Origin of the sequence: Novimethylophilus kurashikiensis (genome assembly GCF_003112435.1) — a bacterium.
In the GTDB taxonomy this organism is placed as follows: domain Bacteria; phylum Pseudomonadota; class Gammaproteobacteria; order Burkholderiales; family Methylophilaceae; genus Novimethylophilus; species Novimethylophilus kurashikiensis.
In genome coordinates, this window is record NZ_BDOQ01000006.1 from 55,484 (window position 1) to 81,474 (window position 25,991).

Sequence of the window (25,991 nt, forward strand, 5' to 3'; positions counted from 1 at the left end):
GAAGTGCTGCATGCCCCCTTATTCAAAGCGCCAGCATAAAAACTGCCATCGACAAGCCGAAGAACGATGAAATGCTCAAGAGTGGAAAAAAGACATTAATTGTTTAATTTAGGATTTTTTCATTTGTTGACACTCTGCTGACTGAAAAAAGAAATAGAGACTCAAGGCGCGTAGCGGTTCGAGCACCTACACTTGGAAGAGCTTTCTAGTCGATCACAGGTCAACCCAACCAAGCGAAAACCTGATTACGACCTTTTTCCTTGGCACGATACAGCGCGCGGTCAGCTTCGCGCAGCAATTGCTCGGGCGAACGGTCGTGACTGGGGGCGATGGCCGCCACGCCGATGCTGATGGTTACTTTGCCCAGGGGAGAATCGATATGCGGGATATCGAGCACGGCCATGTCCGCGCACAGCTCTTCGGCCCATAAGCGCGCTGCATCCAACGATGTTGCTGGCGCAACGATTGAAAACTCTTCCCCACCGTAGCGCGCCAGCAAATCGCCGGCACGATGCACGTGCTGCGCCAGTTGGGCGGCTACTGCTTTGAGGCATTCATCCCCGGCTTGATGGCCGTAATGGTCGTTATATTTCTTGAACCAGTCGACGTCGATCATCATCAGTGCCATCGGTTTGCCGGTACGGAGTCCACGTCGCCATTCCATACTGAGCACCTCGTCGAAACGACGGCGATTGGCAACGTTGGTCAATTCGTCGGTTTCGCTTATCGCCATTAAACGACGATTGAGCTGCTCAAGCGCAGCCGTTCTTTCCATCACCTTGCTTTCAAGCCTATCCCGGGCATCCTGCACACGATCGGCCATGCCAGCGAATTCGCGTGCCACATCGCCGATTTCATCCTGGGCTTTCATAGGCAAATCGCTGCAATCGATTTTCCCGCCGGTGCCTCCGATCCGTTTCATGGCCTGCATCAAGCGCTGAAGCGGGATCGCCACCTGATTTTGCAGGATGGATCGAATGATAAAGATTTCCACCAGCAAGGTGACCAATCCCAGGGCAATGACAATGGCAAGGTTTTGCAGGATAGATGGCTGCATCAGGGCACGCGGATAATGCACGGCCAAAGCCCATGGTGTTTCAGGGATAAGGCCAACAGCGACGATATCCTCGCCCGTATCCACTAGTTGTACCTTACCCGGCATCGCGTCGCGAGTGGCATCCAACAAAGGTTGGAATCGAGCAAGTTTAAGGGAGCGAACAGATGCGTGCCCCTCGCTACGCTTGATTTCGCCAGCGTGCTCCGGATCGTAGATCAAGGTGCCGTCATTGTCGGTTTGGAAAATAGTGCTATAGGCGCCCTGAATGGCAGGCTTGGCCGTACGCCGCATCAGGTCGTCGAGCAGCACATCGACACACGCCAGGATGCGGTGCTTGCCCGATGCGTCAGGCTTATCCGGCGTAGCGACGGTCGTCATCCAGGCATTGTTGGAAAAATCGAAATAAATGCGGGTAAACAATGTGCTGCGTGTGGCGTTAGCAAACCCGCGATAGTAAAACTCGTAGGTCTCGAGCTTAAGTGCATCCGGTCCGGAATAGGTAAAAACCTTGGCGATATCCGCAGATTGATAGATCGGAAAGCCTTTCTCAGGCACGACGCCGTAAAAATTGAACAGCCGCCCCTTGTTGGTCGAACCGTACTTGTAAGACAGCAGGAAAGACAGGGCAAAGCGCGCCTTGATATCGTCATTGGGCACGATCTCCGGCGCATAGGTGGCCGACATATCCTGAAACTGTTGGCCATCTGCCAGGGCCTGCCCTTCGAACAGTCCGGGACGCTGGGTATAGGAGCCGTCTTCATGTCGATAAAAGAAGCGGTCGAAATCCTTGACCAGGCCTTGTTTCTGATCGGTCCTTGCGTAGATCGAATCGAACTCGGCAATGAAGTTGCGCTCCAGCTCCTTGATTTCCTTGAAAGGCAGCGATTCGCGCTGCAATTTCTGCTCAGTCGAGAGCATCAATTGCTGACGTACAGCGTTTTCGATGGAAGACCGATTGACGAAATAGGACACGGCCCCCGCGCACAAGGCCACCAGGCCGATGCGCAGGACTGCGAGGTAAAGCGCACGCGTGACCAGGGATGAGCCAGGGTTGCGGGAAAATAATTCGAGCTGCGAAGACACGTTTTAATGACGAACTAGAATGGGGTTATCTCAACAATAGCAGAAAAACTTATTAACCATTGATTAGAAAGAAAATTCATCATTCAACATCCAATTCTCCGGACGCTGCCATGCTAGGGGCTGGGGCGCGTGGAAGGCTTGGCTCGGCATTGATGCACACGTGGTTTCGGCCCTGCGATTTGGCACGATACAGCGCCTGGTCGGCATTTCTGAGAATAACATCGGAAGAATCATCGCCTGCCGGGTTTGCGGTGGCGACACCGACGCTGACAGTAACGTAGGAGTACGGCGACTTATCGTGAGGAATGCGCGCCGCCTCAACAGCAGCGCAGAGTTCCCTACCGACTTTTAGCGCGGCTTTGGCATCGGTAGCAGGTGCAACGATGGCGAATTCCTCACCGCCGTATCGTGCGACAAGATCGCCAGCACGATGCATCTCGCGCTTGAGAATTTCAGCCACGCGGCGCAGACAGATATCTCCGGCCTGATGCCCATAGCGGTCGTTGTAGTCCTTGAACCAATCGACATCGACCATGATGAGCGTCAACTCTTCCCCGTGGCGTTTACCGCGCTTCCATTCGCTGGCCAGTACGTCGTCGAAACGTCGGCGATTGGCGATACCCGTCAATTCATCCGTGACGCTCATCTGAAGCAGGCGGCGATTCGAGGTTTCAAGCTCGGATGTACGCTCCTGTACCAGGGTTTCCAATTGTTCATGCGAATGTTGTACACGTTCCGCCATGCCCGCAAATTCGCGTGCCAATTCGCCGATCTCGTCCTCGGCCTGAAGCGGAAGGTCGCTATGGTCCATGCGTTGGCCTGATCGTCCCACAATTCTCATGGCATGCATCAGTCGCGCCAGCGGAATCGCGACCTGGTTCTGCAAGATCGAGCGGATGACGAAGATTTCGACCAGCAGGGTGATCAAACCCAGAGCGATGACGATAGCGAGGTTTTCTACAATGGCAGGATGCATCAGCGCCTTGGGATAATGCACCGCCATGATCCACGGCGTTTCCGGAATCATGCCTACGGCAACGATCTCGCTTTCGGTGGTGACCAGAGCGATACGGCCTGAATCGAGTTTCAACCCGGTATCCAGCAAGGGGTAATAATCGCCCAGCGCAAGGGAGCGGATAGAGGCTGTTCCCTGACTTTGCTTGATCTGCTCGGCGTGATCGGCATCGAAAATCAGGATGCCTGTTGGATCGTTCTGGAAGATGGTCGTTTTCGAACCCTGTATGGCAGGTTTGGCAGTGCGGCGCATCAAGTCCTTGAGCGGAAAATCCACGCACGCCAGAATGCGCGACTTACCGTCTGCGCCGCGTCTTCCGGGCGTCGCTAGCGTGGTCATCCAGTCGTTATTGGAATGATCCCAATACACGCTGGTAAAGATGGTGTCGTAAGGCCTGGCAGCAAAACCGCGGTAATAAAATTCGTAGGTTTCCAGCTTGAACGCATCGCTGCCGGTATAGGTATAAGCCTTGGCTACATCCACCGGCTGGTAGATGGAAAACCCCTTCTCCGGCACCATGCCGTAGAAATTGAAGAAGCGATTCTTGGTGCTGGAGCCGTATTTGAAGCCGAGCGTATAGCTCAGCGCCATGCGCTCGCGGATGTCGTCCGTGAGTGGGACATCCGGCGCATAGGTGGCCGACATCATGGAGAACTGACGTTCGTCGGGGAGCCGCGCCCCTTCGTACAGCCCCGGCCGCTGCACATAGGAACCGTCCGGTTGCCGGTAAAAAATGCGATTGAAATCCTGCAGCAAGCCGGGCTTGAGGGCCTCCTCGCGATAGGTTTCCTCGAATTCGCGGAGAAAGCTCAGGTGAAGGTCTTTGATTTCCTTGAAAGGCAAGGACTCGCGCTGAAGTTTTTGCTCGGTGGAGAGCAACAACTGGCGTCGCACGCCATCCTCGATAGAGTAGGCGTTAACAAAGTAAGAAACGGCTCCTGCAGCGAGCGAGACCAATCCGATCCTGATAACGACGAGGATCAGCGAGCGAGAAACGATGGATTGGGGCCGGTTTTTTCTTAGTTTTTCTAGCAGAAGCGGAAGCATTTTGTTGCTCTTTGTTAGTGGGCTTCAGGCTCAGCATTATAACCGCAACAAGGACTTATATTCGGTTTTTAGTCGGCTTGCCCCATGTTTCCAGCCCCAGCCCACATCTACGCTAAAATACTCACATGGAAACCAATGCCTCGCTCGAATTTGCCAAACATATCCTGCTTCTGATCGGGATCATCCTGAGCATAGGGACCCTTTCGGGTCTTGTCGCCCGCGCCTTGCGCGTCCCCGATGTCGTCGTCTTCCTACTGTTCGGCATTGCGCTGGGGCCGCAAGCGACAGGACTGGTCGATATCAAGGCAGACTCCGCCATCAACCAGCTCATTCTCATCTTCGGGTCTAGTTATATCCTGTTCGACGGCGGCGCCTCCATTCGGCTCAAGGTACTCAAGGAAGTCTGGCTGAGCGTGGTGATCCTGGCGACCCTGGGAGTCGTCGTCAGCATGGCTGTGACCGGCCTCGCAGCCTATTACATTCTGGGCGTACCCGTCATTGTGGCACTGCTACTGGGCGCAGCCATCGCATCTACCGATCCGGCGACCTTGGTCCCGGTGTTCAAGCAGATTCACATCAAGGACAGGGTTGCGCAGACCGTCATGAGCGAATCCGCGTTCAACGATGCCATGGGCGCCATCCTGACCTTCACCGTGTTGGGCATCGCCATGGGCGCGGGTACGTTTTCGGCCGGCGATGCGGTGCTGGACCTGCTGAAGCAATCCGGGCTCGGCATCGTTGTCGGCGGCGCGCTTGGCTACCTGGCTGCGGTACTGATTGCGCACGAGAAATTCGGCTTCCTGGCGGAATATGCGCCTGTGGTGACCTTGATGGCCGTGATCGGCGCCTACATGGGGGCCGATGGGTTGCACTCCAGCGGTTACATGGCCGTGTTCGTGTTCGGCATCATGCTCGGCAACCAGCAATCGCTCGGGTTCCAGGTCGCCGAACGCGACGAAGCTCAGTTGGAAGATTTCGTCCTGACGACCTCCCTCATCATGCGCATGTTCATTTTCATCCTGCTCGGCTCGCAGGTGAATTTCAGCCTGATGAATCAATACCTGGTCGGCGGCATAGCCGTCGTCACCATTTTCATGCTGGTTGGGCGACCACTCACGGTATTCCTGTGCGCCTTGCCGGACCGCCGCGCAAAATGGAGTCTTAGGGAGTTGCTATTCATGTGCTGGACACGCGAAACCGGCGTGATCCCTGGCGCACTAGCGGGGCTGCTGCTGGGCATGAAAGCGCCGGGGGCAGAAATGATCGCCTCCGTGACCTTCATCGCCATCCTCATGACGATCCTGATCCAAGCCACGACGACTCAATGGCTGGCAAAAAAACTCGACCTGCTGGTTGAGGAATAAACTTTCACCCCCATGTTGCAGGAACCGAGGCGGTTTCCTGCTGTCCTTTGTAAACCGTCTGTCATCAACGGCGGCAAAAATTAGTTGTTTCCAAAATTAAAGGAATTCGATTCATGCGCAAGACCCGATTAGCGATCGTCACCGCGATGATGCTGTCTTTGACCCTGCAATCCTTGGAGGCCGGCGCTCGAGTAGGCAGCCGTTCTTCCTCATCCAGCTATTCCAGCCGCAGCAGCATGAGCGCCCCCTCCTCCACGCCGCAACGCGTCGGCGGCGGCACCAGTGCAGGCATGCAGCGTTCCGATGTCATGAACCAGGTGCGCAGTAATCCGCAAAGCACGCAGCCAGGCGTAGCCCCTCAGCCCATGCCAGCCCAAGCTCCGGTCGGCACGCAGGCTCCGACCCAACAGCAGCCGCGCCAATTTGGCGTGGGCAGCATGGTAGGCGCGGCGGCCGCAGGTGCAGCCGTTGGCTACCTTGCCAACTCTGCAATGCACAACGGCAACAATACCGTGCCGCAAGCCTCGACAGGCGCCAATGGCAGCTATGGCGCACCGTTGGCCGCCGATCAGCGCGAGAACGCCAGCTCTCCCTGGGGCTTTATCCTGCTGTTGCTGCTCGGCACGGCCGCCGTCATGGGTTTCCTGATGATGCTTTCACGCCGTCGCGAAGCCGCTGCAGGCACCATCCCCGTCAATATCAACAGAGCGAGCGCCGCGTCGCTGGCAAGCAGCGCCCAAGACGGCGAAAAGCAAGAATTCGAACGTAATGCGCTCAAGTTCTTCAACGATTTGCAAGAAGCCAATAATCGCGGTGATATCGCTCACATGCAGCAGCACGTCACCGAGCCGTTGAGAACGCAATTAATCTCCGATATCGAAGAACGTCCCACTGCAAGCCATACGCAAACCATGATGATGAAAGCCGAACGTGTGGACCTGACCGAGGAAGGCGACCGCAGCATTGCCAGCGTGCGTTTCCGCGGCATGATCAGCGAGGACGCCAACGCAGCGCCTGAGCAAATCGATGAGGTATGGCATTTCGTTCGCGGCAGCGACGCTGGCAACCAATGGCAGCTGGCAGGCATCGAACAGGTTTAAATATTGCCCTTCCGGCAGGAATTACTCCTGCCATTAACAAAAGCCCCGGCAGAACATCGTTCTCCGGGGTTTTTGTTTACGCCTACTCAGCCATAGTCGCGTAAAATTCCGCTCGACCATCATTGTTATCAGAGGAAGCCATGAGCGCCGGCGAAGACCTTACGCCTATTGCATTCGACGACCCCGAGCGCCATGCGATGGCGAACAAATCTACCTGGGTCAGCGTTGCCGTCAATGTCATGCTGACCGCCGTGCAAATCCTTGCCGGCATTTTCGCGCATTCCCAAAGCTTGATCGCGGACGGCCTGCACTCGCTTTCCGACCTGGTGTGCGACTTCCTCGTCCTCATCGCCAGCTACCACAGCAAAGACCCCGCTGACGAAAGCCACCCCTACGGCCACGGCCGTGTCGAGACGGCGGCCTCGTTCGCCCTGGGGGCCATCCTGACGGTGACAGGCATGGGCATCATGGCCGCCGCGGCGCTCAAGCTGCAGAATATCGAGAACCTTCCCCCGGTTGCGCCGCTCGCGCTTTGGACAGCCGGATTGGCACTCGTGGCGAAGGAAGGACTTTTCCGCTACATGCTGCATGTGGGCGAAAAATTGCGTTCGCCCATGCTCATCGCGAATGCCTGGCATGCCCGCTCAGATGCAGCTTCTTCGCTCGTCGTTGCCGTAGGCATCGGCGGCAATCTGCTGGGATTTATTTATGCGGACTCGGTCGCAGCGATCATCGTGGGCTTCATGATCGTACGCATGGGCGTGGTGTTCGCCTGGGATGCTTTTCAGGAGCTTATCGATGCGGGGCTTTCCATTGAAGAAGTTAACGGAATCCGCCAAACGCTGATTGATACGCCGGGGGTGGAAAGCCTGCACGAGCTGCGGACGCGCCGCATGGCGCAGCGCGGGCTGGTCGACGCGCATATCCTGGTCAATCCTCGCATCAGTGTTTCGGAAGGCCATAGCATCGCCGAACGGGCGCGTGCTCGCGTGCTGCGGTATCACCCTGAGATCACCGACGTACTGGTCCACGTCGACCCCGAGGACGATACGCATCACGATACCAATGCGCAAAAGATGCCGCCCCGTGATGAACTGCTGCAACATCTGGCACCACTGATCAAGCATCTGCCTGAACCCCAGCGAGTGGTTTTCCACTACATCAACGGAAAGGCCGAAGCCGAGGTATTCCTGCCGCACGGTACGTTGGATAGCAGCGAATCCTGGGCCAAAGCGCAGCACGATATCGACGAGCGCCTAGTCGATCATCAATTTTTTAGTTCAGTATTGCTGCATTGCTCTGCGGCACCAACCACTATCAAGTAATCGAACTAAAAGAAAAGGCCGGGAATTCCGGCCTTTTTTATTGCTGCACTCGCTTGAAGATCAGCGGCTTAACGCACTGGCTTCCTTCGCCAATTGGGTGATCTTCGCCCAATCGCCGTTTGCCAGATCTTGCGGCGTCACCAACCAGGAACCACCAACGCATACCACGTTAGGCAGTGCCAGCAGCTGCGGTGCGTTCTCGAGAGAAACGCCGCCGGTGGGGCAAAAGCGCACGTCAGTGAACGGACCGGCCCAGGCCTTCAACAGGTTGGGGCCGCCGGCTTGCATGGCCGGGAAGAACTTGAGTTCGGTAAAACCGTCTTCCTGCGCCATCATGATTTCGCTGCCGGTAGCAACGCCAGGCAGCAACGACAGGCCGATATCCTGGCAGGTCTTGCCGACCGTGCTGGTGTAGCCCGGGCTAACGCCGAAGCGGGCACCGGCGGCGAGTGCCGCCTTGGCATCGGCAGCACTGCGGATGGTGCCGGCACCGACCACGGCATCCGGCACTTCAGCGGCAATAGCGCGCATGCAATCGAGTGCGACCGAGGTACGCAGCGTGATTTCCAGCATGCGGATACCGCCTGCCACCAAGGCCTTAGCCATGGGAACGGCATGCTTGACATCATTGAGCACGATGACCGGGATCACCGGCGCATCCTGCATGACTTGCAGCGCGGTGAGTTTTTCTTGGGTTACAGCCACGTGCAAGCTCCTTCTTCAGCAGATGTGACGTTGTGGCGCAGACCGGCGAACAGTTCGCGGCCCATGCCTTGGTTGTTGGATTCGCGCAGGCTGTGCGGCATCTTGCTCGGTACGCGACCGGCCCAGTCTTCCGGATCGATCAGCACTTCCAAGCGACCGGTAATGGCATCGAGGCGGATGATATCGCCGTCCTGCACCTTGGCCAGCGGACCGCCGGCAGCGGCTTCAGGCGAGACGTGGATCGCAGCAGGAATCTTGCCGGACGCACCGCTCATGCGACCGTCGGTAACCAGTGCCACGTCGAAGCCCTTGCTTTGCAGCGCCTTGAGCGGCGGCGTGAGCTTGTGCAGTTCGGGCATGCCGTTGGCATGCGGGCCTTGCCAGCGCACCACGCACACCACGTTCATATTCAACTCGCCAGCCTGGAATGCGGCGATCAGCGATTCTTGCGAATCGAACACCTTGGCCGGAGCCTCAATGACGTGCAAGTCTTCAGGCACCGCCGAAATCTTGATGACGCTGCGGCCGAGGTTGCCGCGCAGCACCTTGATACCGCCGTTGGGGCTGAACGGTGCGGGAACCGGACGCACGACCGAATCGTCCTTGGAAGCGCCAGCCACTGTCCAGACAATGCTGCCGTCTTCCTTGGGCGCCGGGATACCGGTCGCTTCGCGAATGCCGTTGGGCCGCACAGTAGCGACGTCTTCGTGCATGAGGCCTGCATCCAGGAGTTCGCGGATGACATAGCCAGGGCCGCCTGCTTCCTGGAATGCATTGACGTCGGCTTCGCCGTTCGGATAAACGCGCGCGATGAGCGGCACCACGTCGGAAAGCGTACAGAAGTCGTCCCAGTTGATGATGATGCCGGCAGCACGTGCCACAGCCACCCAATGGATGAGGTGATTGGTAGAGCCGCCCGTTGCCAGCAAAGCGATCATGGCATTGACAATGCAACGCTCGTCGACGACATGGCCGATCGGGGTGAAATTCTTGTTACGGGTGATATCGAGCACCGTACGGACGGCTTCGCGCGTCAATTCGTTGCGGAATTCGCTGCCCGGATTGATAAATGCCGTGCCGGGCACATGCAGGCCCATGGCTTCCAGCAACATCTGGTTGCTGTTGGCAGTGCCGTAGAACGTACAGGTACCGGGACCGTGATAGGCCTTGGATTCGGCTTCCAGCAACTCTTCACGGCCGACCTTGCCTTCTGCGGCCAGCACGCGCATGTGGGATTTTTCGCTGTTGGACAAGCCGGACGTCATCGGGCCAGCAGGCACGAACACCGTCGGCAGATGGCCGAAATGCAATGCGCCGATCAACAGGCCCGGAACAATCTTGTCGCATACGCCGAGCATCAGGGTAGCGTCGAACACGTCGTGGCTCAGCGCGACCGAGGTCGACATGGCGATCACGTCGCGGCTAAACAGCGAAAGCTCCATGCCGGGCATACCTTGGGTAATGCCGTCGCACATGGCAGGCACGCCGCCCGCAACTTGAGCGGTAGCATTGTGCTTGCGAGCCTCTTCCTTGATCAGGTCGGGGAAATGCTGGAACGGTGCGTGTGCCGACAGCATGTCGTTGTAGGCAGTCACGATGCCGATGTTGGGCACATGTTCCTTGACGACCTTGAATTTATCGTTGGCCGGCATGGCTGCAAACGAGTGCGCCACGTTAGCGCAACCCATGCGGGATGCACCCGGCGGACGCTTGGCCATCTTATCAAGCTGCTGGAGATAGGCTTGACGGGTTTCAGCGCTACGCTCGCGAATGCGCTGTGTAACTTCGGCAACAGTGAGATTTAGTTTCATTCGATTGTATCTATTAAGTAAAGCAATCCCGGCCCGGCGAGGGCAAACTAGATTCGAGTTTAATTACAAGAAATGCTTGAAAAAGAAACTGGGAATCCTCGGCTGAATATAATCGACTTAGGCCTACCAGAGTCGTTTTTTATCGACGTATTGTAAGCGAAAATCGTCAGAATTCCAAAAAAGCTCTTCCGCGACAGTGGGCGGTTTGCCTTACCAAACAAGCCCCAACCGCATTTGTGGTAACTTTTCCAACATCAATCATACCCGAGTATATCACTCGGGAAATAATCCCTTGGCAGATAAAACGGGCATCGCTTTTTCCTTGAGCGTCGGGAGGACGTTTCGCAGAACGTAGAACATGGCAAGTGATGCCAAGCCTGAAATCAAAAATGTCGTCTGTACGCCGAAGTGATGCGCAACACTCCCCATCAGCAAACTCCCCACCGGCAACATACCGATAAAAGACATGGTGTAAAGCGCCATCACCCGCCCGCGAAGGTTTTCTGGCACCAGCGTCTGCAACAGGATATTGCATGAAGTGACAATGGTAATCAGCGAGAAGCCGGACGCCACCAGTAGAGGCAGCGCAAAGGTCAGTAGCGTATTGTGAGCGAACCCCAACGAGGCTATGCCGCAGAGCAGGAAGCCGCGCCAGATGTATCGTCCCAAGCCGAACACCGTCTTGCGGTTGGCCAGTATCAATGCGGCCAGCAACGCACCCATGCCCGAGGCGCCCATCAACGTCCCCAGCATGTCCGGGCCGCCTTTGAAAATATCCTTGGCATAGACCGGCATGAATGTCATGAAAGGTGAAACGCAAAAACTTGCCGCTGCAACTGCGCCGATGAGCCAGGCCGCGGGCGAGAAGGATCGCAAGTATTCCAGCCCCTCGCGCAAGCCCCCTCCTCTTGTACGCTCGACGTGCTTGGCAGGCCGGATCATCCATAACGAAATAATCGCGGCAATATAGGAGGCAGCATTCAAACTAAAACAAACGACATCCCCGAAAGCTGCCAGCATCAAGCCGGCGACTGCCGGGCCCGCCAAGCGGGCCACGTTGAAGGTCAGGGAATTAAGGGCAATGGCATTCGACATATGCCGAGGGTCATGCAAAATCTCCGTGACGAAAGCCTGGCGCGTCGGCATCTCTAGCGCAGCGGCCACGCCTGATAATATGGCCGTCACCACCAATACCCACGGCGCCATCGCTCCTCGATAAGCCAGTACGGCCAGCAACAGGGCAACGGCCATTTCGGCATACTGGGTGATGAGCAGCAGTTCCCGGCGACTCATTCGGTCGGACAACATCCCGCCAACCGGGGTCAACAGCAACATGGGAATCTGGCCAGAAAAGGCGATCAGCCCTAACATGAAAGCCGAGCCTGTGACTCGATAGGCGATCCACGATAGCGCCACCTGCTGTACCCAGGTGCCTACCAGGGAAACAACCTGGCCGAAAAAATAGATCCGAAAATCGCGGCCGGACAAGGACCGGAACATGTGCTGTAGCGCTACAGGCTTAGCCATCGGCATGTATTCTCTCCGTTATTGAAGTCAGAACCGATGCTCGCCCATGTAGGGGCAAGCAGGATTACAATGTCCCGGAATTTTCTCCGCGCCCGCTTTGCTGCGGCGCTTAATTTTTATCTGACCTCGCCACGAGGCTAAATATTCCATGGCTGAAGAATCGATTGCATTAGAAACACACGTCAACGTAGCCGGATTTTGCGAGCAACAGTCCAAAGACATCGAACATGAGATCGAACGCATGGGTATCGTGCTCGGCATCAACTGGGATGACGAAAGCCAGGTTCAGTCATTGGCGAAAGAGGCGCTGGAACACGCTCAGAAGGCTATCAGCGATTACGAACACGCCCACCGAGATTATCAGAAACAAGCCAAGGCAACCCTGTTCGCATTGGCCGCGATGATGATGGACATGATGGCTGCCAGCGCCGATAAAGGCATTCATACTCACGGCGGCAATGCCTGGAAGGCGTTTTCAAAAGCGCTGATGAAAGAGAAAGGGATCATTTAGCACACAAGAAAAGCGAGCGCGATTCAGAAAATAAAAAAGCCGCTTATCGCGGCTTTTTGCTTTCCCTAGGGAAATTGGTCGGGATGGCGGGATTCGAACTCGCGACCCCTTGCACCCCATGCAAGTGCGCTACCAGGCTGCGCTACATCCCGACCGAGCCCGAGAGAGCTAACGCCCTCTCAAGCAGGCGCGCATTATAGCGGAAACATTTGCATGCCGCTACAACGCTTGGAGAAATTATTTATTGGTGCAGCGGTGCGCGCAGCAAATCGAGCACTTCGGCCAGTTCGGAACGCAAACCAACCCAATCATAAGCTGGCTGGGCAGGTGCTGCTTGCACGACCGGCACAACGGCACTTGCCACTTGAGGGTCAATGGCGATTTCGGTGTGCGACTCTTCGCCGAGGTCACCTTCTTCCAGGCGATTACGCGCACCGTTGATGGTAAAGCCTTGCTGATAGAGCAGTTCGCGAATGCGGCGGATCAATAGGACTTCATGATGCTGGTAGTAGCGGCGGTTGCCACGACGCTTGACAGGCTTGAGCTGTGTAAACTCCTGTTCCCAGTAGCGGAGCACGTGCGGCTTGACGCCGCACAACTCGCTCACTTCACCGATGGTGAAATAACGCTTGGCTGGAATAGGCGGCAGCGGTGCCTTATCAATTTGTTCCTGCATAAGCCTCGTCCACTTGGGTCTTCAGTTTTTGGCTGGCGTGGAATGTCACAACGCGGCGCGCCGTGATGGGAATTTCTTCCCCGGTCTTGGGATTGCGGCCTGGGCGCTCGGACTTTTGACGCAGTTCGAAATTTCCGAAGCCGGAAAGCTTCACACTATCCCCATCTTCTAACGAGGTACGGATTTCCTCGAAAAATGCTTCAACCATGTCCTTGGCTTCACGCTTATTCAGGCCGACCTGTTCGAATAGCAGGTCCGCCAAATCAGCTTTAGTCAATGTCATTTGGATTTTTTCCTTCAACTACGCAGGGCCGCGCCGAAATTATTGGTGAGCACGGCAATCAATTTAACCATTGCCGCATCGGCATCTTCGTCGGTCAGTGTTTTTTGAGTATCTTGCATAAGCACCAGAAAAGCAACACTTTTTTGGCCTTCAGCAATTCCTTTTCCGCGATAGATATCGAATACTGCAACGTCATTTACCAAGGTTTCGGACGCCGCACGCATCGCGTCCAGCATGTCCTGTACCGGAATATTTTCATCCACTACGACAGCGAGGTCGCGTCGCGTGGTGGGGAACTTGGAAATCTCGGCGTATTTAGGCACCGCCTTAGAATTCAGGGCGTCCAGTTCCAGTTCGAACAACACCACGCCTCGTGGGAAATCGTAATGCTGCTGCCAGCGCGGATGCAGCGTACCGATCCAGCCGATAGCACGACCGTTTAGCCATACCTGTGCCGTCTGCCCCGGATGCAAGGCAGGATGCTGCGCCGGCTTAAAGACAGCGCCGGCACCGACGAGCGCCTCGACATCCGTTTTAACGTCGAAGAAATCCACACTGCGTTCCGTTTCGCCCCATTGTTCTGGGTACGCATCGCCGTAACACAGACCGCCAATATGGGTGATCTCGCGATACGAAGTACCTTCCTGGTAAAAACAGGCACCCACTTCGAACAAGCGCACGCGCGCTTGGGTTCGATTGAGGTTGTATTGCAGCGCATCCAGCAATCCGCCCCACAAGGAGGAACGCATCACGCTCATGTTGCTGGCGATGGGATTGCGCAATGGAATCGCGGCAACATTGCCCATCAGATCGCGTTCCCACGCAGCATCCACAAAGCTGTAGGTAATCGCTTCGCGATAATCGGCATCCACCAGCAACTGGCGCAGGCGAGCCAATCCGCGTTTGCTTTCATCGGAGGGCAGCATGACCAGTGCATCGTTTTTCGGCGGCAGCGCGGGCAAGTGCTCGTAGCCGTGCAGGCGCACGATTTCCTCGATGAGATCTTCTTCGATCACGATATCGAAACGATAACTGGGCGGCGTGACCGTAAAGACGTCACCATCCTGCGTGAACTGGAATTGCAGTCGCGTCAGCAAATCGGCGACTTTTTCCTGCGTGAGCGGGATACCCAGCACATCGACAGCCTTGCTGAGGCGCAGGCTTACCGGCTGTCGTATAGGCAATGCTGCCGCGACTTCTGTCACTGGGCCAGCCTGGCCGCCGCAAATTTCGAGGATAAGCTGCGTGGCCCGTTCAAGGCAGGTACGGGTAGCTGCAAAGTCCACCCCCCGTTCGAAACGGTAGGACGAATCGGTGGACAAGCCGAGGCGGCGTGCCCGTCCGGCAATCGCCGCAGGGGCGAAATAAGCACTTTCCAGAAAAATATTTGTCGTCGCATCCGAAACAGCCGTGCTCGATCCACCCATGATGCCGGCCAACGCGATCGGACCGCTTCCATCCGCGATGACGAGCATGTCGTCATGCAATTCGGCCACCTGATCGTTCAGCAGCGTCAGCGATTCGCCCTGCTTTGCCATGCGAACCTGAATATCACCGGTCAACTTGGCGAGATCGAAAGCATGCAGGGGCTGTCCCATTTCGAGCAGGACGTAATTGGTGATATCCACGACCGCGCTAATGCCTCGCAAACCGCTGCGTTCGAGCTGGCGGCGCATCCAGAGCGGCGTTTCGGCCTGTGCATTCACACCAGTAATCACACGACCGCAATACCGCGGGCACGCCACTTGGGCATCAACGCGCACATTTCCGGTCTGCTGGGTAGTCACCGAGACTTCGCCGACCTGCGGCATTTTAAGCGGGGCGCTCGTGAGTGCAGAAACATCGCGAGCGATGCCGGCTAGGCTCAAGCAATCGCTGCGATTGGGGGTGAGCTTGAGCTCGAATACTTGGTCGTTGAGATCGAAATACTCCCGGACGTCCTGGCCAACAGGCGCATCTTCGGGCAGTTCAATAATGCCGGCACTTTCAGCAGCCAAGCCGAGCTCCTTCTCGGAACACATCATGCCGAAAGACTCGACACCACGCACCTTGGCGCGCTTGATTTCGAATCCTGGCAGGCTGGCGCCGACAAGCGCGCAGGCAGACTTCAACCCAACCCGGGCATTTGCGCCGCCACACACGATTTGCAACGGCTCACCCTGTCCCACATCCACGCGCAGCACCTGCAGGCGATCGGCGTCCGGATGTTTTTCTGCACTCAGGATGTGTGCAATGACGACTTTGTTGAAGACAGGCGCAACAGGCTCCTGGGATTCGACTTCCAATCCAGCCATGGTCAGCAAATGGTTCAGTTCGTCGCTGGACAGCTTCGGATCGACGTAACTACGCAGCCAATTTTCGGAGAACTTCATATTTTTTAGGAAAACTGTTTGAGGAAACGGAGATCGTTCTCGAAGAACAATCTCAGGTCGTTCACACCGTAGCGCAACATGGCGAGACGCTCGACGCCAAGGCCGAAGGCAAATCCGCGGTATTGCTCGGCATCGATATCCACGTGCTTCAGCACATTAGGATGCACCATGCCGCAACCACCGATTTCCAGCCATTTATCGCCCCAACTCATGTCCATTTCGGCCGAGGGCTCGGTGAACGGGAAGAAGGATGGACGGAAGCGTACTTGGAGGTCGTCGCGCTCGAAGAAGCGTTGTAGGAAATCCTGCACAACGCCCTTCAAGTTGGCGAAGCTCACTTGGTCGTCCACCCACAGGCCTTCCACTTGGTGGAACATGGGCGAGTGAGTTGCGTCGGAGTCGACGCGGTAGACGCGACCTGGCGCAATGATGCGCAGCGGGGGCTTCTTGTTCTGCATGTAACGGATTTGCACCGGCGAAGTATGGGTACGCAGCACATGCTCTTCGTCAACGTAGAACGTATCGTGCATGGCGCGGGCCGGATGGTCTTCCGGGATGTTCAGCGCGGTGAAATTATAAAAATCGGTCTCGATCTCGGGGCCTTGGGCCACCTCGAATCCGATGGAACGGAACAACTCCTCGATGCGCTGCAATGCCAGCGTCACCGGATGCAGTCCGCCCTGTGCCTTACCGCGTCCGGGCAAGGTCACGTCGATCACTTCCGCAGCGAGTTTTTTCGCCTGCTCTTCAGCCAGCAACTGTTCTCGGCGAGCGGCGACCAATTCTTCCACGGCCTGCTTGGCCTGGTTGATCACGCTGCCGGCGGTGCGGCGTTCTTCTGGAGGCAGTTTACCGAGTTGCTTCAGTTGCTCGGTCAGCACGCCGCTCTTGCCCAGATAGCGCGCCTTGACCTGCTCGAGGTCGACAATGGAGGCTACCGTCGCTAGCGATGCTTGCGCTTCGGAAATCAAATGTTCGAAATTGCTCATATTCAGGATTTGAGGCAACAAAAAAAGGAGGCCCGAAAGCCTCCTTTTTTGCGGTCACCGGATTTAAACGGCGCCTAGGCTAGCTTTCGCCAGGTCGGCAATCTTAGCGAATGCCGGCTTGTCGAATACAGCCAGATCGGCCAGAACCTTGCGATCGACTTCGATCGCGGCCTTCTTCAGACCGTTCATGAAACGGCTGTAGGTAAGGCCATACTCGCGGGCGCCGGCGTTGATACGGGCGATCCACAGAGCACGGAACTGACGCTTTCTTTGACGACGGTCGCGATAGGCGTATTGGCCTGCCTTCATCACCGCTTGCTTGGCAATGCGGTAGACGTTCTTGCGACGGCCGCGGTAACCCTTGGCTGCGTCTAAAACCTTCTTGTGACGTGCGCGGGCGATGACACCACGTTTGACTCTTGGCATGGTCTCTCTCCTTTACGCGAACGGCATCATGGCGCGGATCGACTTGACATCGCTCGCAACCACATCGACGGAACCACGCAGATGACGCTTGTTCTTGGTGGTCTTCTTGGTGAGGATGTGACGCTTGAACGCCTGTCCCCGCTTGATGCTACCGCCTGCGCGCACTTTGAAGCGCTTGGCAGCACCGCTCTTGGTCTTCATCTTGGGCATTTTGTACTCCTGTCTGGATTACTCGAAACAAGCGATCGGGCATGCCTTGTAGGGTTTATACCCAGGCCACGTCGCCTGCTGTTGCTTGCGAAGGATTACTTCGCTTTCTTATGGGGGGCCAGCACCATCACTAGCTGACGGCCCTCCATTTTAGGGTATTGCTCAACTGTCGCGAATTCGGAAAGATCCGCTTCAATCCGCTTCAGCATTGCTTGCCCCAATTCCTGATGGGTGATTTCGCGCCCGCGATAACGCAGGGTGATCTTGGCTTTATCCCCATCGCCGAGGAAGTTCTTCAGGTTACGCAGCTTGACCTGATAGTCCCCTTCATCCGTCCCAGGACGGAACTTGACTTCCTTGACCTGGACCTGCTTCTGCTTCAGTCGGGCCTCGTGCTGCTTCTTGCTCTCACGGTACTTGAACTTGCCGTAATCCATGAGACGACAAACAGGCGGCTTCGCTGTCGGCGCAATCTCGACCAAGTCGAGTTCGGCTTCTTCCGCTGCTGCCAATGCCTGATGCAGAGTGACGATGCCAATCGGCTCGCCTTCCGGGCCCACCAACCGAATTTCCGACGCAGTAATCTCGCCGTTGATTCGGGTTTCTTTATCCTGAGCTATAGCTATTTCTCCAAGTCGTTAAAAAACAAACCGCGCGATTACCCTCGGCTTTCGACCTCAGCCCGCAGCCTGTCGATAAAGGCTTGCAGCGGCATGGATCCCAGGTCTTCGCCCTTGCGGGTACGCACGGCAACTTGCCCACTTTGCATCTCGCGCTCCCCCGTTACAAGGAGGTAAGGCTGGCGCTGTAGGCTATGTTCGCGAATTTTATAGGTTATTTTCTCATTTCTCAAGTCCGACGCCACACGGAAGCCGTTTTTCTTGAGTTCTTCGGCCACTTGTTCGGCATACGGCGCGTGCGCATCGGTGATGCTCATCACCACCGCCTGCACCGGCGACAACCACAGCGGCAGCGCACCGGCATAGTTTTCGATGAGGATGCCGATGAAGCGCTCCATGGAGCCTAGGATGGCGCGGTGCAGCATGACGGGCGGCTTGCGACTGTTGTCTTCGGCTACATACTCTGCTGACAAACGAACCGGCAGGTTGAAGTCGAGCTGAATCGTACCGCACTGCCACAGGCGACCCAGCGAATCCTTGAGCGTGAATTCGATCTTGGGGCCGTAGAAGGCGCCTTCGCCGGGCTGCAGGTCGTAAGCGAGGCCGTTCTGCTCAAGCGCGGCAGCCAGGCCGGCTTCGGCCTTATCCCAGGTTTCGTCGGAACCGACGCGCTTCTCCGGGCGGGTAGACAGCTTGACCAGCACGTCATTAAAACCGAAATCGGCATATACCTGCTGCAGCATGACGATGAAGGAAGACACTTCGGACTGAATCTGCTCTTCGGTACAGAAGATATGCGCGTCGTCCTGCGTAAAGCCGCGCACGCGCATCAGGCCATGCAGCGCGCCGGAAGGCTCGTTGCGATGGCAGGAACCGAACTCCGCGAGACGCAGCGGCAATTCGCGGTAGCTGTGCAGGCCGTGGTTGAAGATTTGCACGTGACCCGGGCAGTTCATGGGCTTCACCGCGTAGTCGCGGTTTTCGGAAGCCGTGGTGAACATGTTGTCGCGGTAGTTTTCCCAGTGGCCGGATTTCTCCCACAGGGTACGATCCATCACCGTTGGCGTGCGCACCTCTTGGTAGCCATGTTCTACAAACTTGTTGCGCATGTACTGCTCGATCTGCTGCCAAAGCGACCAGCCCTTGGGGTGCCAGAACACCATGCCAGGCGCTTCGTCCTGCATGTGGAACAGGTCGAACTGCTTGCCCAACTTACGGTGGTCGCGCTTCTCAGCTTCTTCCAGCGCATGCAGGTAGGCGTCCTGATCTTCCTTCTTGGCCCAGGCCGTGCCGTAGACGCGTTGCAGCATCTCGTTCTTGGAGTCGCCGCGCCAGTAGGCTCCAGCCACCTTCATCAGCTTGAATACCTTGAGCTTGCCGGTGGAAGGCACGTGCGGGCCGCGGCACAAGTCGGTGAATTCGCCCTCGGTATAAAGCGATACTTCTTGATCCTGCGGGATGCTGCCGATGATCTCGGCCTTGTAGTGTTCGCCGATGGACTTGAAATACGCAATGGCTGCGTCGCGCGGCAAGACTTTACGCGTGACCGGAATGTCGCGCTTGGCGAGTTCGGCCATGCGCTTTTCGATGGCTTCGAGGTCTTCCGGGGTAAAAGGGCGCTTGTACGAAAAGTCGTAATAAAAGCCGTTGTCGATGACGGGCCCAATGGTCACCTGGGCTTCGGGGAACAACTCCTTGACCGCATAAGCCAGCAAGTGGGCGGTAGAGTGGCGGATGATGTCCAGGCCGTCCGGATCGCGATCGGTGATAATCGACAAATCGACGTCGCGGTCGATCAGGTAGGAGGTATCCACGGTGCGCGTGGTACCGTCTACGGTCACCTTGCCGGCCAATGCAGCGCGGGCAAGGCCCGCCCCGATACTTTGCGCGACCTCGGCAATGGTCACAGGCGCTTCAAATGGGCGTTCGGAGCCGTCAGGCAGGCGTACAACAGGCATGGATTCTTCCGCTCGGTTCTTCGTTATCGGCAAAGTGCAAAAACGACAAAAGCCGCAAAACGGCTTTTGTGGCATTGCTTGGAATGCCCGGCATTATCGCATAAATCCCGGAGAGCTGATTAATTGACGGTAAAACCGGGCATTTGCTTCCCTTACTTGTACAGCCAGACGCGCATCAACGACAGCAACTGGGCCATATCGACCGGCTTGGTGATGTAATCCGAAGCGCCCGCCGAGATGCATTTGTCGCGGTCGCCCTTCATCGCCTTGGCGGTCAGCGTGATGATGGGCAGCGCCTTGAACTCGGGAATCTTGCGAATGGCCCGCATAGTGTCGTAGCCGTCCATCTCCGGCATCATGATGTCCATCAGCACGATCTCGATGCCCGGATTGTTTTTCAACACGTCGATACCGCTGCGGCCGTTTTCGGCGTGCAGCACGATCATCTCCTGCTTTTCCAGCACCGAACTCAACGCAAAGATATTGCGCATGTCATCGTCCACGATCAGCACCGTCTTACCGGCGAGGCTGTAGTCCGTCACCTGCAGCTCTTCCAGCATGCGCCGCTGCTGCTCCGTGAGCACTGCAGGCGAGCGATGGAGGAACAAGGCGGTTTCGCTCAACAAGCGCTCAGGGGAGCGCGCGTCCTTGAGCACGATGGATTTCGCCATGGTCTTGAGCTTTTCCGATTCCTCATCGCCCAGGTCCTTGGCGGTATAGATCACCACCGGCAGCGCTCGCAGCTTCTCGTCCTCGCTCATCAGGCTCACCAGTTCGAAACCGTCCATGTCCGGCAGTGACAAGTCCAGCACCATGCAATCGAACGAGGTTTGCATGACGGTTTCGAAGGCGGCGCGGCCCGATTCGGCAACGGTGATTTCCACATCGCTTTCCCCGATCAACTGGCTGATCGCCAATTGCTGCGCCTTGTCGTCCTCCACCACCAGCAGTTTGCGCTTACCGGCCACCAGGTATTGCTGGATGAAGGTGAACTCCTGCGCGATGCGTTCCGAGGACAAAGGCTTTTGCAGGAACGAAATCGCTCCTTGCCGTAGCGCACGCTCGCGTTGAAGGTTTTGAGAAAACACATGAACGGGCAGATGACGGGTATTGGGATGCCGCTTCAGCATCTCCAGCACGGTAAAGCCTTCGATGCCCGGCAGGTCGACATCCAGCAAAATGGCCGTAGGCTGGTAATCACGCGCCAGAGTGAGCGCGGATTCTCCGCTTAAGGTAAAGATGCCCTTGAAATTGCGCTCCCGCGCCTGTTCCAACAGCAAGTGAGCCAACTCGGCGTCAGAGACCACGATCAATACCGACGGGTCGCCCGGTGCCATGAAGGTGCGGTCGTCGAAGGTCGCCTCCTCGTCCATATCCGTCAGATCGGCCTGATGGTTCATTTTGACGGCATCGGTAATCTCGGTGCCCACCTCCTTGGTCACGTACACCACGTCGGGCAAAAAGGCCGGCAACGCCTTGCTGCTGGCCTTGTCGTAAGCTACCACCTCGCCGCGGGCATACGGCAGGAACAGGGTGAAGATACTGCCCTCGCCCACCTTGCTGCTGACCTGGATTTCGCCGCCCAACAGGCGTGCCAATTCACGGCTGATGGATAACCCCAACCCCGTGCCGCCGTATTTGCGCGCCGTACTGCCGTCGGCCTGCTGGAATGCTTCGAAGATCAGCTGCAGCTTGTCGTCCGGGATACCGACGCCGGTGTCGGATACGGAAAATGCGATCACGCCTCCTGTCTTGGACAGGTTGGGATGGTCCAGCGTCCATCCGCTTTCCACCATGCCGATCTTGAGCGACACGCTGCCGCGAGAGGTGAACTTGAAGGCATTGGAAAGCAGATTTTTAAGAATCTGCTGCAAGCGCGTCGAATCGGTCGTAATGGTTTCCGGAGTCGATTCGTGCAGGTTGATGGAGAAGTCGATACGCTTGACCTCGGCCATGTGCTTGAAAGTACGCTCCATGTAGGCGCGCAGTGTTTCAAGACGGTAATCGCTGACTTCCAGCGTCACAGTGCCGGATTCGATCTTGGAGAGGTCGAGGATGTCGTTGATCAAGGTCAGCAAATCGCTGCCGGAACCGTGAATCATCTTGGCGAACTCGACTTCTTTTTCCGACAGGTGGGAATCCGGATTGTTGCTCAGCTGCTGGGCTAGAATCAGCAAGCTGTTGAGCGGTGTGCGCAACTCGTGCGACATGTTCGCCAAGAATTCCGACTTGTACTTGGAAGACAGCGCTAACTGCGTCGCCTTTTCTTCCAGTGCCAGCTTGGCCTGTTCCACCTCGCGGTTCTTGCGTTCCACCTCAATGTTCTGGTCGGACAAGAGCCGCGCCTTTTCCGCGAGTTCCTGATTGGTCTGCTGGAGTTCTTGCGTCAAGGATTGGGACTGCTTCAGCAGGCTTTCCGTACGACTATTGGCTTCGATAGTATTGAGCACCACGCCGACCGACTCCATCAACTGGTCGAGGAAAGACAAATGCGTGTCGGTAAAGCGCTCCAGCGAGGCGATTTCGATGACAGCCTTGACCTGCTGCTCGAACAGGATAGGCAGAACGACGATATTGGTCGGCGCTGCCGCACCCATGCCGGATGAGACGATGAGGTAATTCGGCGGGATATTGTTGAGCAGAATGCGCTGCTTCTCCTTGGCGCACTGGCCCACCAAGCCCTCGCCCGGCAGGAAGGACATGCCGAAATCGTTGATTTCCCTGAAACCGTAGCTCGCGATCATGTGCAAGCGCGGTTCCCTCACGTTGGCGCTCATCATGTAGAACATACCGTAGTGGGCGGAAATCAGAGGAGCGAGTTCGGACAGGATGAGCGACGTCACCGTTTCCAAGTCTCGCTGGCCCTGCATCGTGCGGGTGAAACGCGCCAGGTTGGTCTTGAGCCAATCCTGCTGCGCGTTCTTCTGCGTGGTTTCCTTGAGGTTGCGGATCATCTCGTTGATGTTGTCCTTGAGGTCCGCCACTTCGCCGCGGGCTTCCACCTGGATCGACCGCGACAAGTCGCCGCGCGTCACGGCCGTTGCCACTTCAGCAATCGCACGCACCTGCGTCGTCAAGTTAGCCGCGAGCTGGTTCACATTCTCGGTCAAATCCTTCCAGGTGCCCGCCGCGCCCGGAACGCTGGCCTGGCCGCCCAGCTTGCCTTCCACGCCCACCTCGCGAGCCACCGTGGTCGCCTGATCGGCGAACACGGCCAGGGTATCGATCATCTCGTTGATGGTATTCGCCAGGGTCGCAATTTCGCCGCGGGCGACCACGGTCAATTTCTTCTTCAAGTCGCCCTGTGCCACCGCGCTCACCACGCCGGCGATGCCGCGCACCTGAGCCGTGAGGTTAGCGGCCATGAAGTTCACGTTGTCGGTCAGGTCCTTCCAGGTACCGGCAGCGCCCTTGACCTGCGCCTGGCCGCCCAGCTTGCCCTCGGTACCCACTTCCCAAGCCACCCGCGTGACTTCCGATGCGAACGAGCTCAATTGGTCGACCATGACGTTGATAGTGTCCTTGAGCTCGAGGATTTCGCCTTTCACGTCCACGGTAATCTTCTTCGACAAGTCGCCGCGCGCCACAGCCGTCGTCACCGCGGCGATATTGCGCACCTGGGAGGTCAGGTTGGAAGCCATGAAGTTGACGTTTTCGGTGAGGTCCTTCCACGTGCCCGATGCACCCGGCACATTGGCCTGGCCTCCCAAGCGACCTTCGGTACCTACTTCGCGGGCTACCCGCGTCACTTCAGAAGCAAACGACCGCAACTGGTCCACCATGACGTTGATGGTGTTCTTGAGCTCGAGGATTTCGCCCTTCACGTCCACGGTGATCTTCTTGGAAAGATCGCCGTTTGCCACCGCGGTCGTTACGTCGGCGATATTCCGCACCTGCGCCGTCAAGTTGCCAGCCATGGAGTTCACCGAGTCGGTGAGGTCTTTCCAGGTCCCTGCCACCCCTGTAACCTCAGCCTGGCCACCCAGCTTGCCCTCGGTACCCACTTCTCGCGCCACCCGCGTGACTTCTGAAGCGAACGAGGAAAGTTGGTCCACCATGGTATTGATGGTGTTCTTGAGTTCCAGAATCTCGCCCTTCACGTGCACCGCGATCTTCTTGGACAAGTCGCCGCGCGCCACGGCCGTGGTCACTTCGGCAATGTTCCGCACCTGGCCGGTCAGGTTGGAGGCCATAAAATTGACGTTGTCGGTCAAGTCCTTCCAGGTACCGCCAACACCCGGTACATAAGCCTGCCCGCCCAGCTTGCCTTCGGTACCCACCTCACGCGCCACCCGCGTCACTTCCGAGGCAAACGAGGAAAGCTGGTCCACCATGGTGTTGATGGTGATCTTGAGCTCGAGAATCTCACCCTTCACATCCACGGTGATCTTTTTCGACAGATCGCCGTTCGCCACCGCCGTGGTCACTTCCGCGATGTTACGCACCTGCCCGGTCAGGTTACCGGCCATGGAGTTCACCGAATCGGTCAAGTCCTTCCACGTACCGGCCACTTCCGGCACATTGGCCTGGCCGCCCAGCTTGCCTTCCGTACCCACCTCGCGCGCCACCCGCGTCACCTCTGAAGCGAAGGAATTAAGCTGGTCCACCATGACGTTGATGGTGTTCTTGAGTTCGAGGATTTCGCCTTTCACATCGACGGTAATTTTCTTCGACAAGTCGCCGTTCGCCACGGCCGTCGTCACCTCGGCGATGTTCCGCACCTGGCCGGTCAGGTTACCGGCCATAGAGTTCACCGAATCGGTCAAATCTTTCCATGTACCGGCCACGCCTTTCACATTGGCCTGGCCGCCCAGCTTGCCTTCGGTCCCCACTTCTCGCGCCACCCGTGTCACTTCGGAAGCGAACGAAGAGAGCTGGTCCACCATCACGTTGATGGTGTCCTTGAGCTGGAGGATTTCACCCTTCACATCCACCGTAATCTTCTTCGACAAGTCTCCGTTTGCCACGGCCGTCGTCACGTCTGCAATATTCCGCACCTGCGCCGTCAGGTTGGACGCCATGAAGTTGACGTTGTCGGTCAAGTCTTTCCATGTCCCGCCTACGCCCGGCACATAAGCCTGGCCGCCCAGCTTGCCTTCGGTACCCACTTCCCGCGCCACCCGCGTCACTTCCGAGGCGAAGGACCGCAACTGGTCCACCATGGTATTGATGGTGTCCTTGAGCTGGAGGATTTCGCCGCGCACGTCGACGGTAATTTTCTTGGAGAGGTCGCCGTTGGCCACCGCCGTCGTCACCTCTGCAATGTTTCGCACTTGCGAGGTCAGGTTACCGGCCATGGAATTGACCGAATCGGTCAAGTCTTTCCAAGTGCCTGCGACGCCAGTCACTTCGGCCTGTCCGCCCAGCTTGCCTTCGGTGCCCACTTCACGCGCCACCCGGGTCACTTCGGCGGCGAAAGAACTCAACTGCGCGACCATGGTATTCGCCGTTTCTGCCGCCCGCAGGAACTGGCCCTTGAGCAGACGTCCGTCCACGTCGAGCGACATGGTCTGGGACAAGTCACCCTTGGCGACCGCGCCGATCACGCGTGCCATTTCGGTCGTCGGGCGCACCAGGTCGTCGATCAAGGTATTGACCGAGGTCGTGATGGTGGCCCACCCCCCGGAAGCGTTGACGAGCGGTGCACGTTGCGTCAGCCGTCCGTCGTGACCGACCACGCGGCTCACCTTGACGATGCTTTGCGCCATCTGCTCGTTGGTTTCGATGACTTCGTTGAAGGTGTCGGCGATCTTGCCCGCCAATCCGGTCCAGTCGGAAGGCAACCGCGTGGAGAAGTCGCCTTTCTTGAACGCCACCATGGCAAGCAGCAACTCGCGTGCGTGGGTGCCCGTGATTTCGTCGGTCATCATGTCCATGATGGTGTCCTTGGGTGTCGGTTGATGGGGTGAAGA

General features: G+C 57.2%; 18 protein-coding genes and 1 tRNA gene. 4 read left to right on the forward strand and 15 right to left on the reverse strand.

The features are described 5' to 3' along the window. Nucleotides 1–220 precede the first annotated feature (220 nt). The gene (locus NMK_RS07845; protein WP_109015232.1) at nucleotides 221–2,140 is read right to left on the reverse strand and encodes a GGDEF domain-containing protein; all 1,920 of its coding nucleotides are present in this window, start codon (nucleotides 2,138–2,140) and stop codon (nucleotides 221–223) included. Nucleotides 2,141–2,219: 79 nt separating this feature from the next. Further along, the gene (locus NMK_RS07850) at nucleotides 2,220–4,202 is read right to left on the reverse strand and encodes a GGDEF domain-containing protein (RefSeq protein WP_109015233.1); all 1,983 of its coding nucleotides are present in this window, start codon (nucleotides 4,200–4,202) and stop codon (nucleotides 2,220–2,222) included. A 125-nt stretch (nucleotides 4,203–4,327) separates the two neighbouring features. Here NMK_RS07850 and NMK_RS07855 point away from each other — a divergent pair, with 125 nt between their 5' ends. From NMK_RS07855 to NMK_RS07865, 3 genes are all read left to right on the forward strand, one after another. Beyond that, entirely contained in the window at nucleotides 4,328–5,566 is a 1,239-nt protein-coding gene (locus NMK_RS07855) for a cation:proton antiporter (protein WP_109015234.1), read from the forward strand. 113 nt (nucleotides 5,567–5,679) lie between these two features. After that, nucleotides 5,680–6,666 carry a Tim44 domain-containing protein gene (locus NMK_RS07860; RefSeq protein WP_109015235.1) on the forward strand — a complete coding sequence of 329 codons (987 nt, stop codon included), beginning with the start codon at nucleotides 5,680–5,682 and terminating at the stop codon, nucleotides 6,664–6,666. Nucleotides 6,667–6,806: 140 nt separating this feature from the next. Further along, nucleotides 6,807–7,991 (forward strand): cation diffusion facilitator family transporter, encoded by a 1,185-nt coding sequence (locus NMK_RS07865; RefSeq protein ID WP_109015236.1) that lies wholly within the window; start codon nucleotides 6,807–6,809, stop codon nucleotides 7,989–7,991. Between the two features lie 60 nt (nucleotides 7,992–8,051). On the opposite strand, the gene eda is transcribed toward NMK_RS07865, so the two are convergent. The 3 genes from eda to NMK_RS07880 form a co-directional block, all read right to left on the reverse strand. Beyond that, on the reverse strand, nucleotides 8,052–8,696 hold the full coding sequence (gene eda, locus NMK_RS07870; protein WP_109015237.1) for a bifunctional 4-hydroxy-2-oxoglutarate aldolase/2-dehydro-3-deoxy-phosphogluconate aldolase: 645 nt from the start codon (nucleotides 8,694–8,696) through the stop codon (nucleotides 8,052–8,054). Then, nucleotides 8,687–10,507: a phosphogluconate dehydratase gene (gene edd / locus NMK_RS07875; RefSeq protein ID WP_109015238.1), complete on the reverse strand. Its 1,821-nt coding sequence runs from the start codon at nucleotides 10,505–10,507 to the stop codon at nucleotides 8,687–8,689. Before edd ends, eda begins: the two co-directional genes overlap by 10 nt. Nucleotides 10,508–10,780: 273 nt before the next feature. Beyond that, nucleotides 10,781–12,040, reverse strand: coding sequence for an MFS transporter (locus NMK_RS07880; RefSeq protein ID WP_109015239.1), 1,260 nt, complete (start codon nucleotides 12,038–12,040; stop codon nucleotides 10,781–10,783). A 142-nt stretch (nucleotides 12,041–12,182) separates the two neighbouring features. Between NMK_RS07880 and NMK_RS07885 the strand changes: the two genes are divergently transcribed. Then, nucleotides 12,183–12,545: a hypothetical protein gene (locus tag NMK_RS07885; protein ID WP_109015240.1), complete on the forward strand. Its 363-nt coding sequence runs from the start codon at nucleotides 12,183–12,185 to the stop codon at nucleotides 12,543–12,545. A 75-nt stretch (nucleotides 12,546–12,620) separates the two neighbouring features. Here the strand turns inward: NMK_RS07885 and NMK_RS07890 are convergent. From NMK_RS07890 to NMK_RS07935, 10 genes are all read right to left on the reverse strand, one after another. Further along, nucleotides 12,621–12,697 (reverse strand) — tRNA-Pro (locus tag NMK_RS07890). 89 nt (nucleotides 12,698–12,786) lie between these two features. Further along, the gene (locus NMK_RS07895; RefSeq protein WP_109015241.1) at nucleotides 12,787–13,221 is read right to left on the reverse strand and encodes a MerR family transcriptional regulator; all 435 of its coding nucleotides are present in this window, start codon (nucleotides 13,219–13,221) and stop codon (nucleotides 12,787–12,789) included. Then, nucleotides 13,205–13,504, reverse strand: coding sequence for an integration host factor subunit alpha (locus tag NMK_RS07900; protein WP_109015242.1), 300 nt, complete (start codon nucleotides 13,502–13,504; stop codon nucleotides 13,205–13,207). The genes NMK_RS07895 and NMK_RS07900 overlap by 17 nt, the downstream gene beginning before the upstream one ends. Before the next feature lie 14 nt (nucleotides 13,505–13,518). Continuing rightward, a complete protein-coding gene (gene pheT, locus NMK_RS07905; RefSeq protein WP_109015243.1) occupies nucleotides 13,519–15,876 on the reverse strand; it encodes a phenylalanine--tRNA ligase subunit beta in 2,358 nt (785 codons plus the stop codon). Between the two features lie 5 nt (nucleotides 15,877–15,881). Then, nucleotides 15,882–16,865 carry a phenylalanine--tRNA ligase subunit alpha gene (pheS, locus tag NMK_RS07910; RefSeq protein ID WP_109015429.1) on the reverse strand — a complete coding sequence of 328 codons (984 nt, stop codon included), beginning with the start codon at nucleotides 16,863–16,865 and terminating at the stop codon, nucleotides 15,882–15,884. 63 nt (nucleotides 16,866–16,928) lie between these two features. Beyond that, the gene (rplT, locus tag NMK_RS07915) at nucleotides 16,929–17,291 is read right to left on the reverse strand and encodes a 50S ribosomal protein L20 (RefSeq protein ID WP_109015244.1); all 363 of its coding nucleotides are present in this window, start codon (nucleotides 17,289–17,291) and stop codon (nucleotides 16,929–16,931) included. A 12-nt stretch (nucleotides 17,292–17,303) separates the two neighbouring features. Continuing rightward, a complete protein-coding gene (gene rpmI, locus NMK_RS07920) occupies nucleotides 17,304–17,501 on the reverse strand; it encodes a 50S ribosomal protein L35 (protein WP_109015245.1) in 198 nt (65 codons plus the stop codon). 95 nt (nucleotides 17,502–17,596) lie between these two features. Next, nucleotides 17,597–18,127 (reverse strand): translation initiation factor IF-3, encoded by a 531-nt coding sequence (infC, locus tag NMK_RS07925; protein ID WP_109015246.1) that lies wholly within the window; start codon nucleotides 18,125–18,127, stop codon nucleotides 17,597–17,599. Between the two features lie 32 nt (nucleotides 18,128–18,159). Beyond that, a complete protein-coding gene (gene thrS / locus NMK_RS07930) occupies nucleotides 18,160–20,079 on the reverse strand; it encodes a threonine--tRNA ligase (protein WP_109015247.1) in 1,920 nt (639 codons plus the stop codon). 152 nt (nucleotides 20,080–20,231) lie between these two features. Next, nucleotides 20,232–25,955 carry a HAMP domain-containing protein gene (locus NMK_RS07935; RefSeq protein ID WP_227871417.1) on the reverse strand — a complete coding sequence of 1,908 codons (5,724 nt, stop codon included), beginning with the start codon at nucleotides 25,953–25,955 and terminating at the stop codon, nucleotides 20,232–20,234. Nucleotides 25,956–25,991 lie beyond the last annotated feature (36 nt).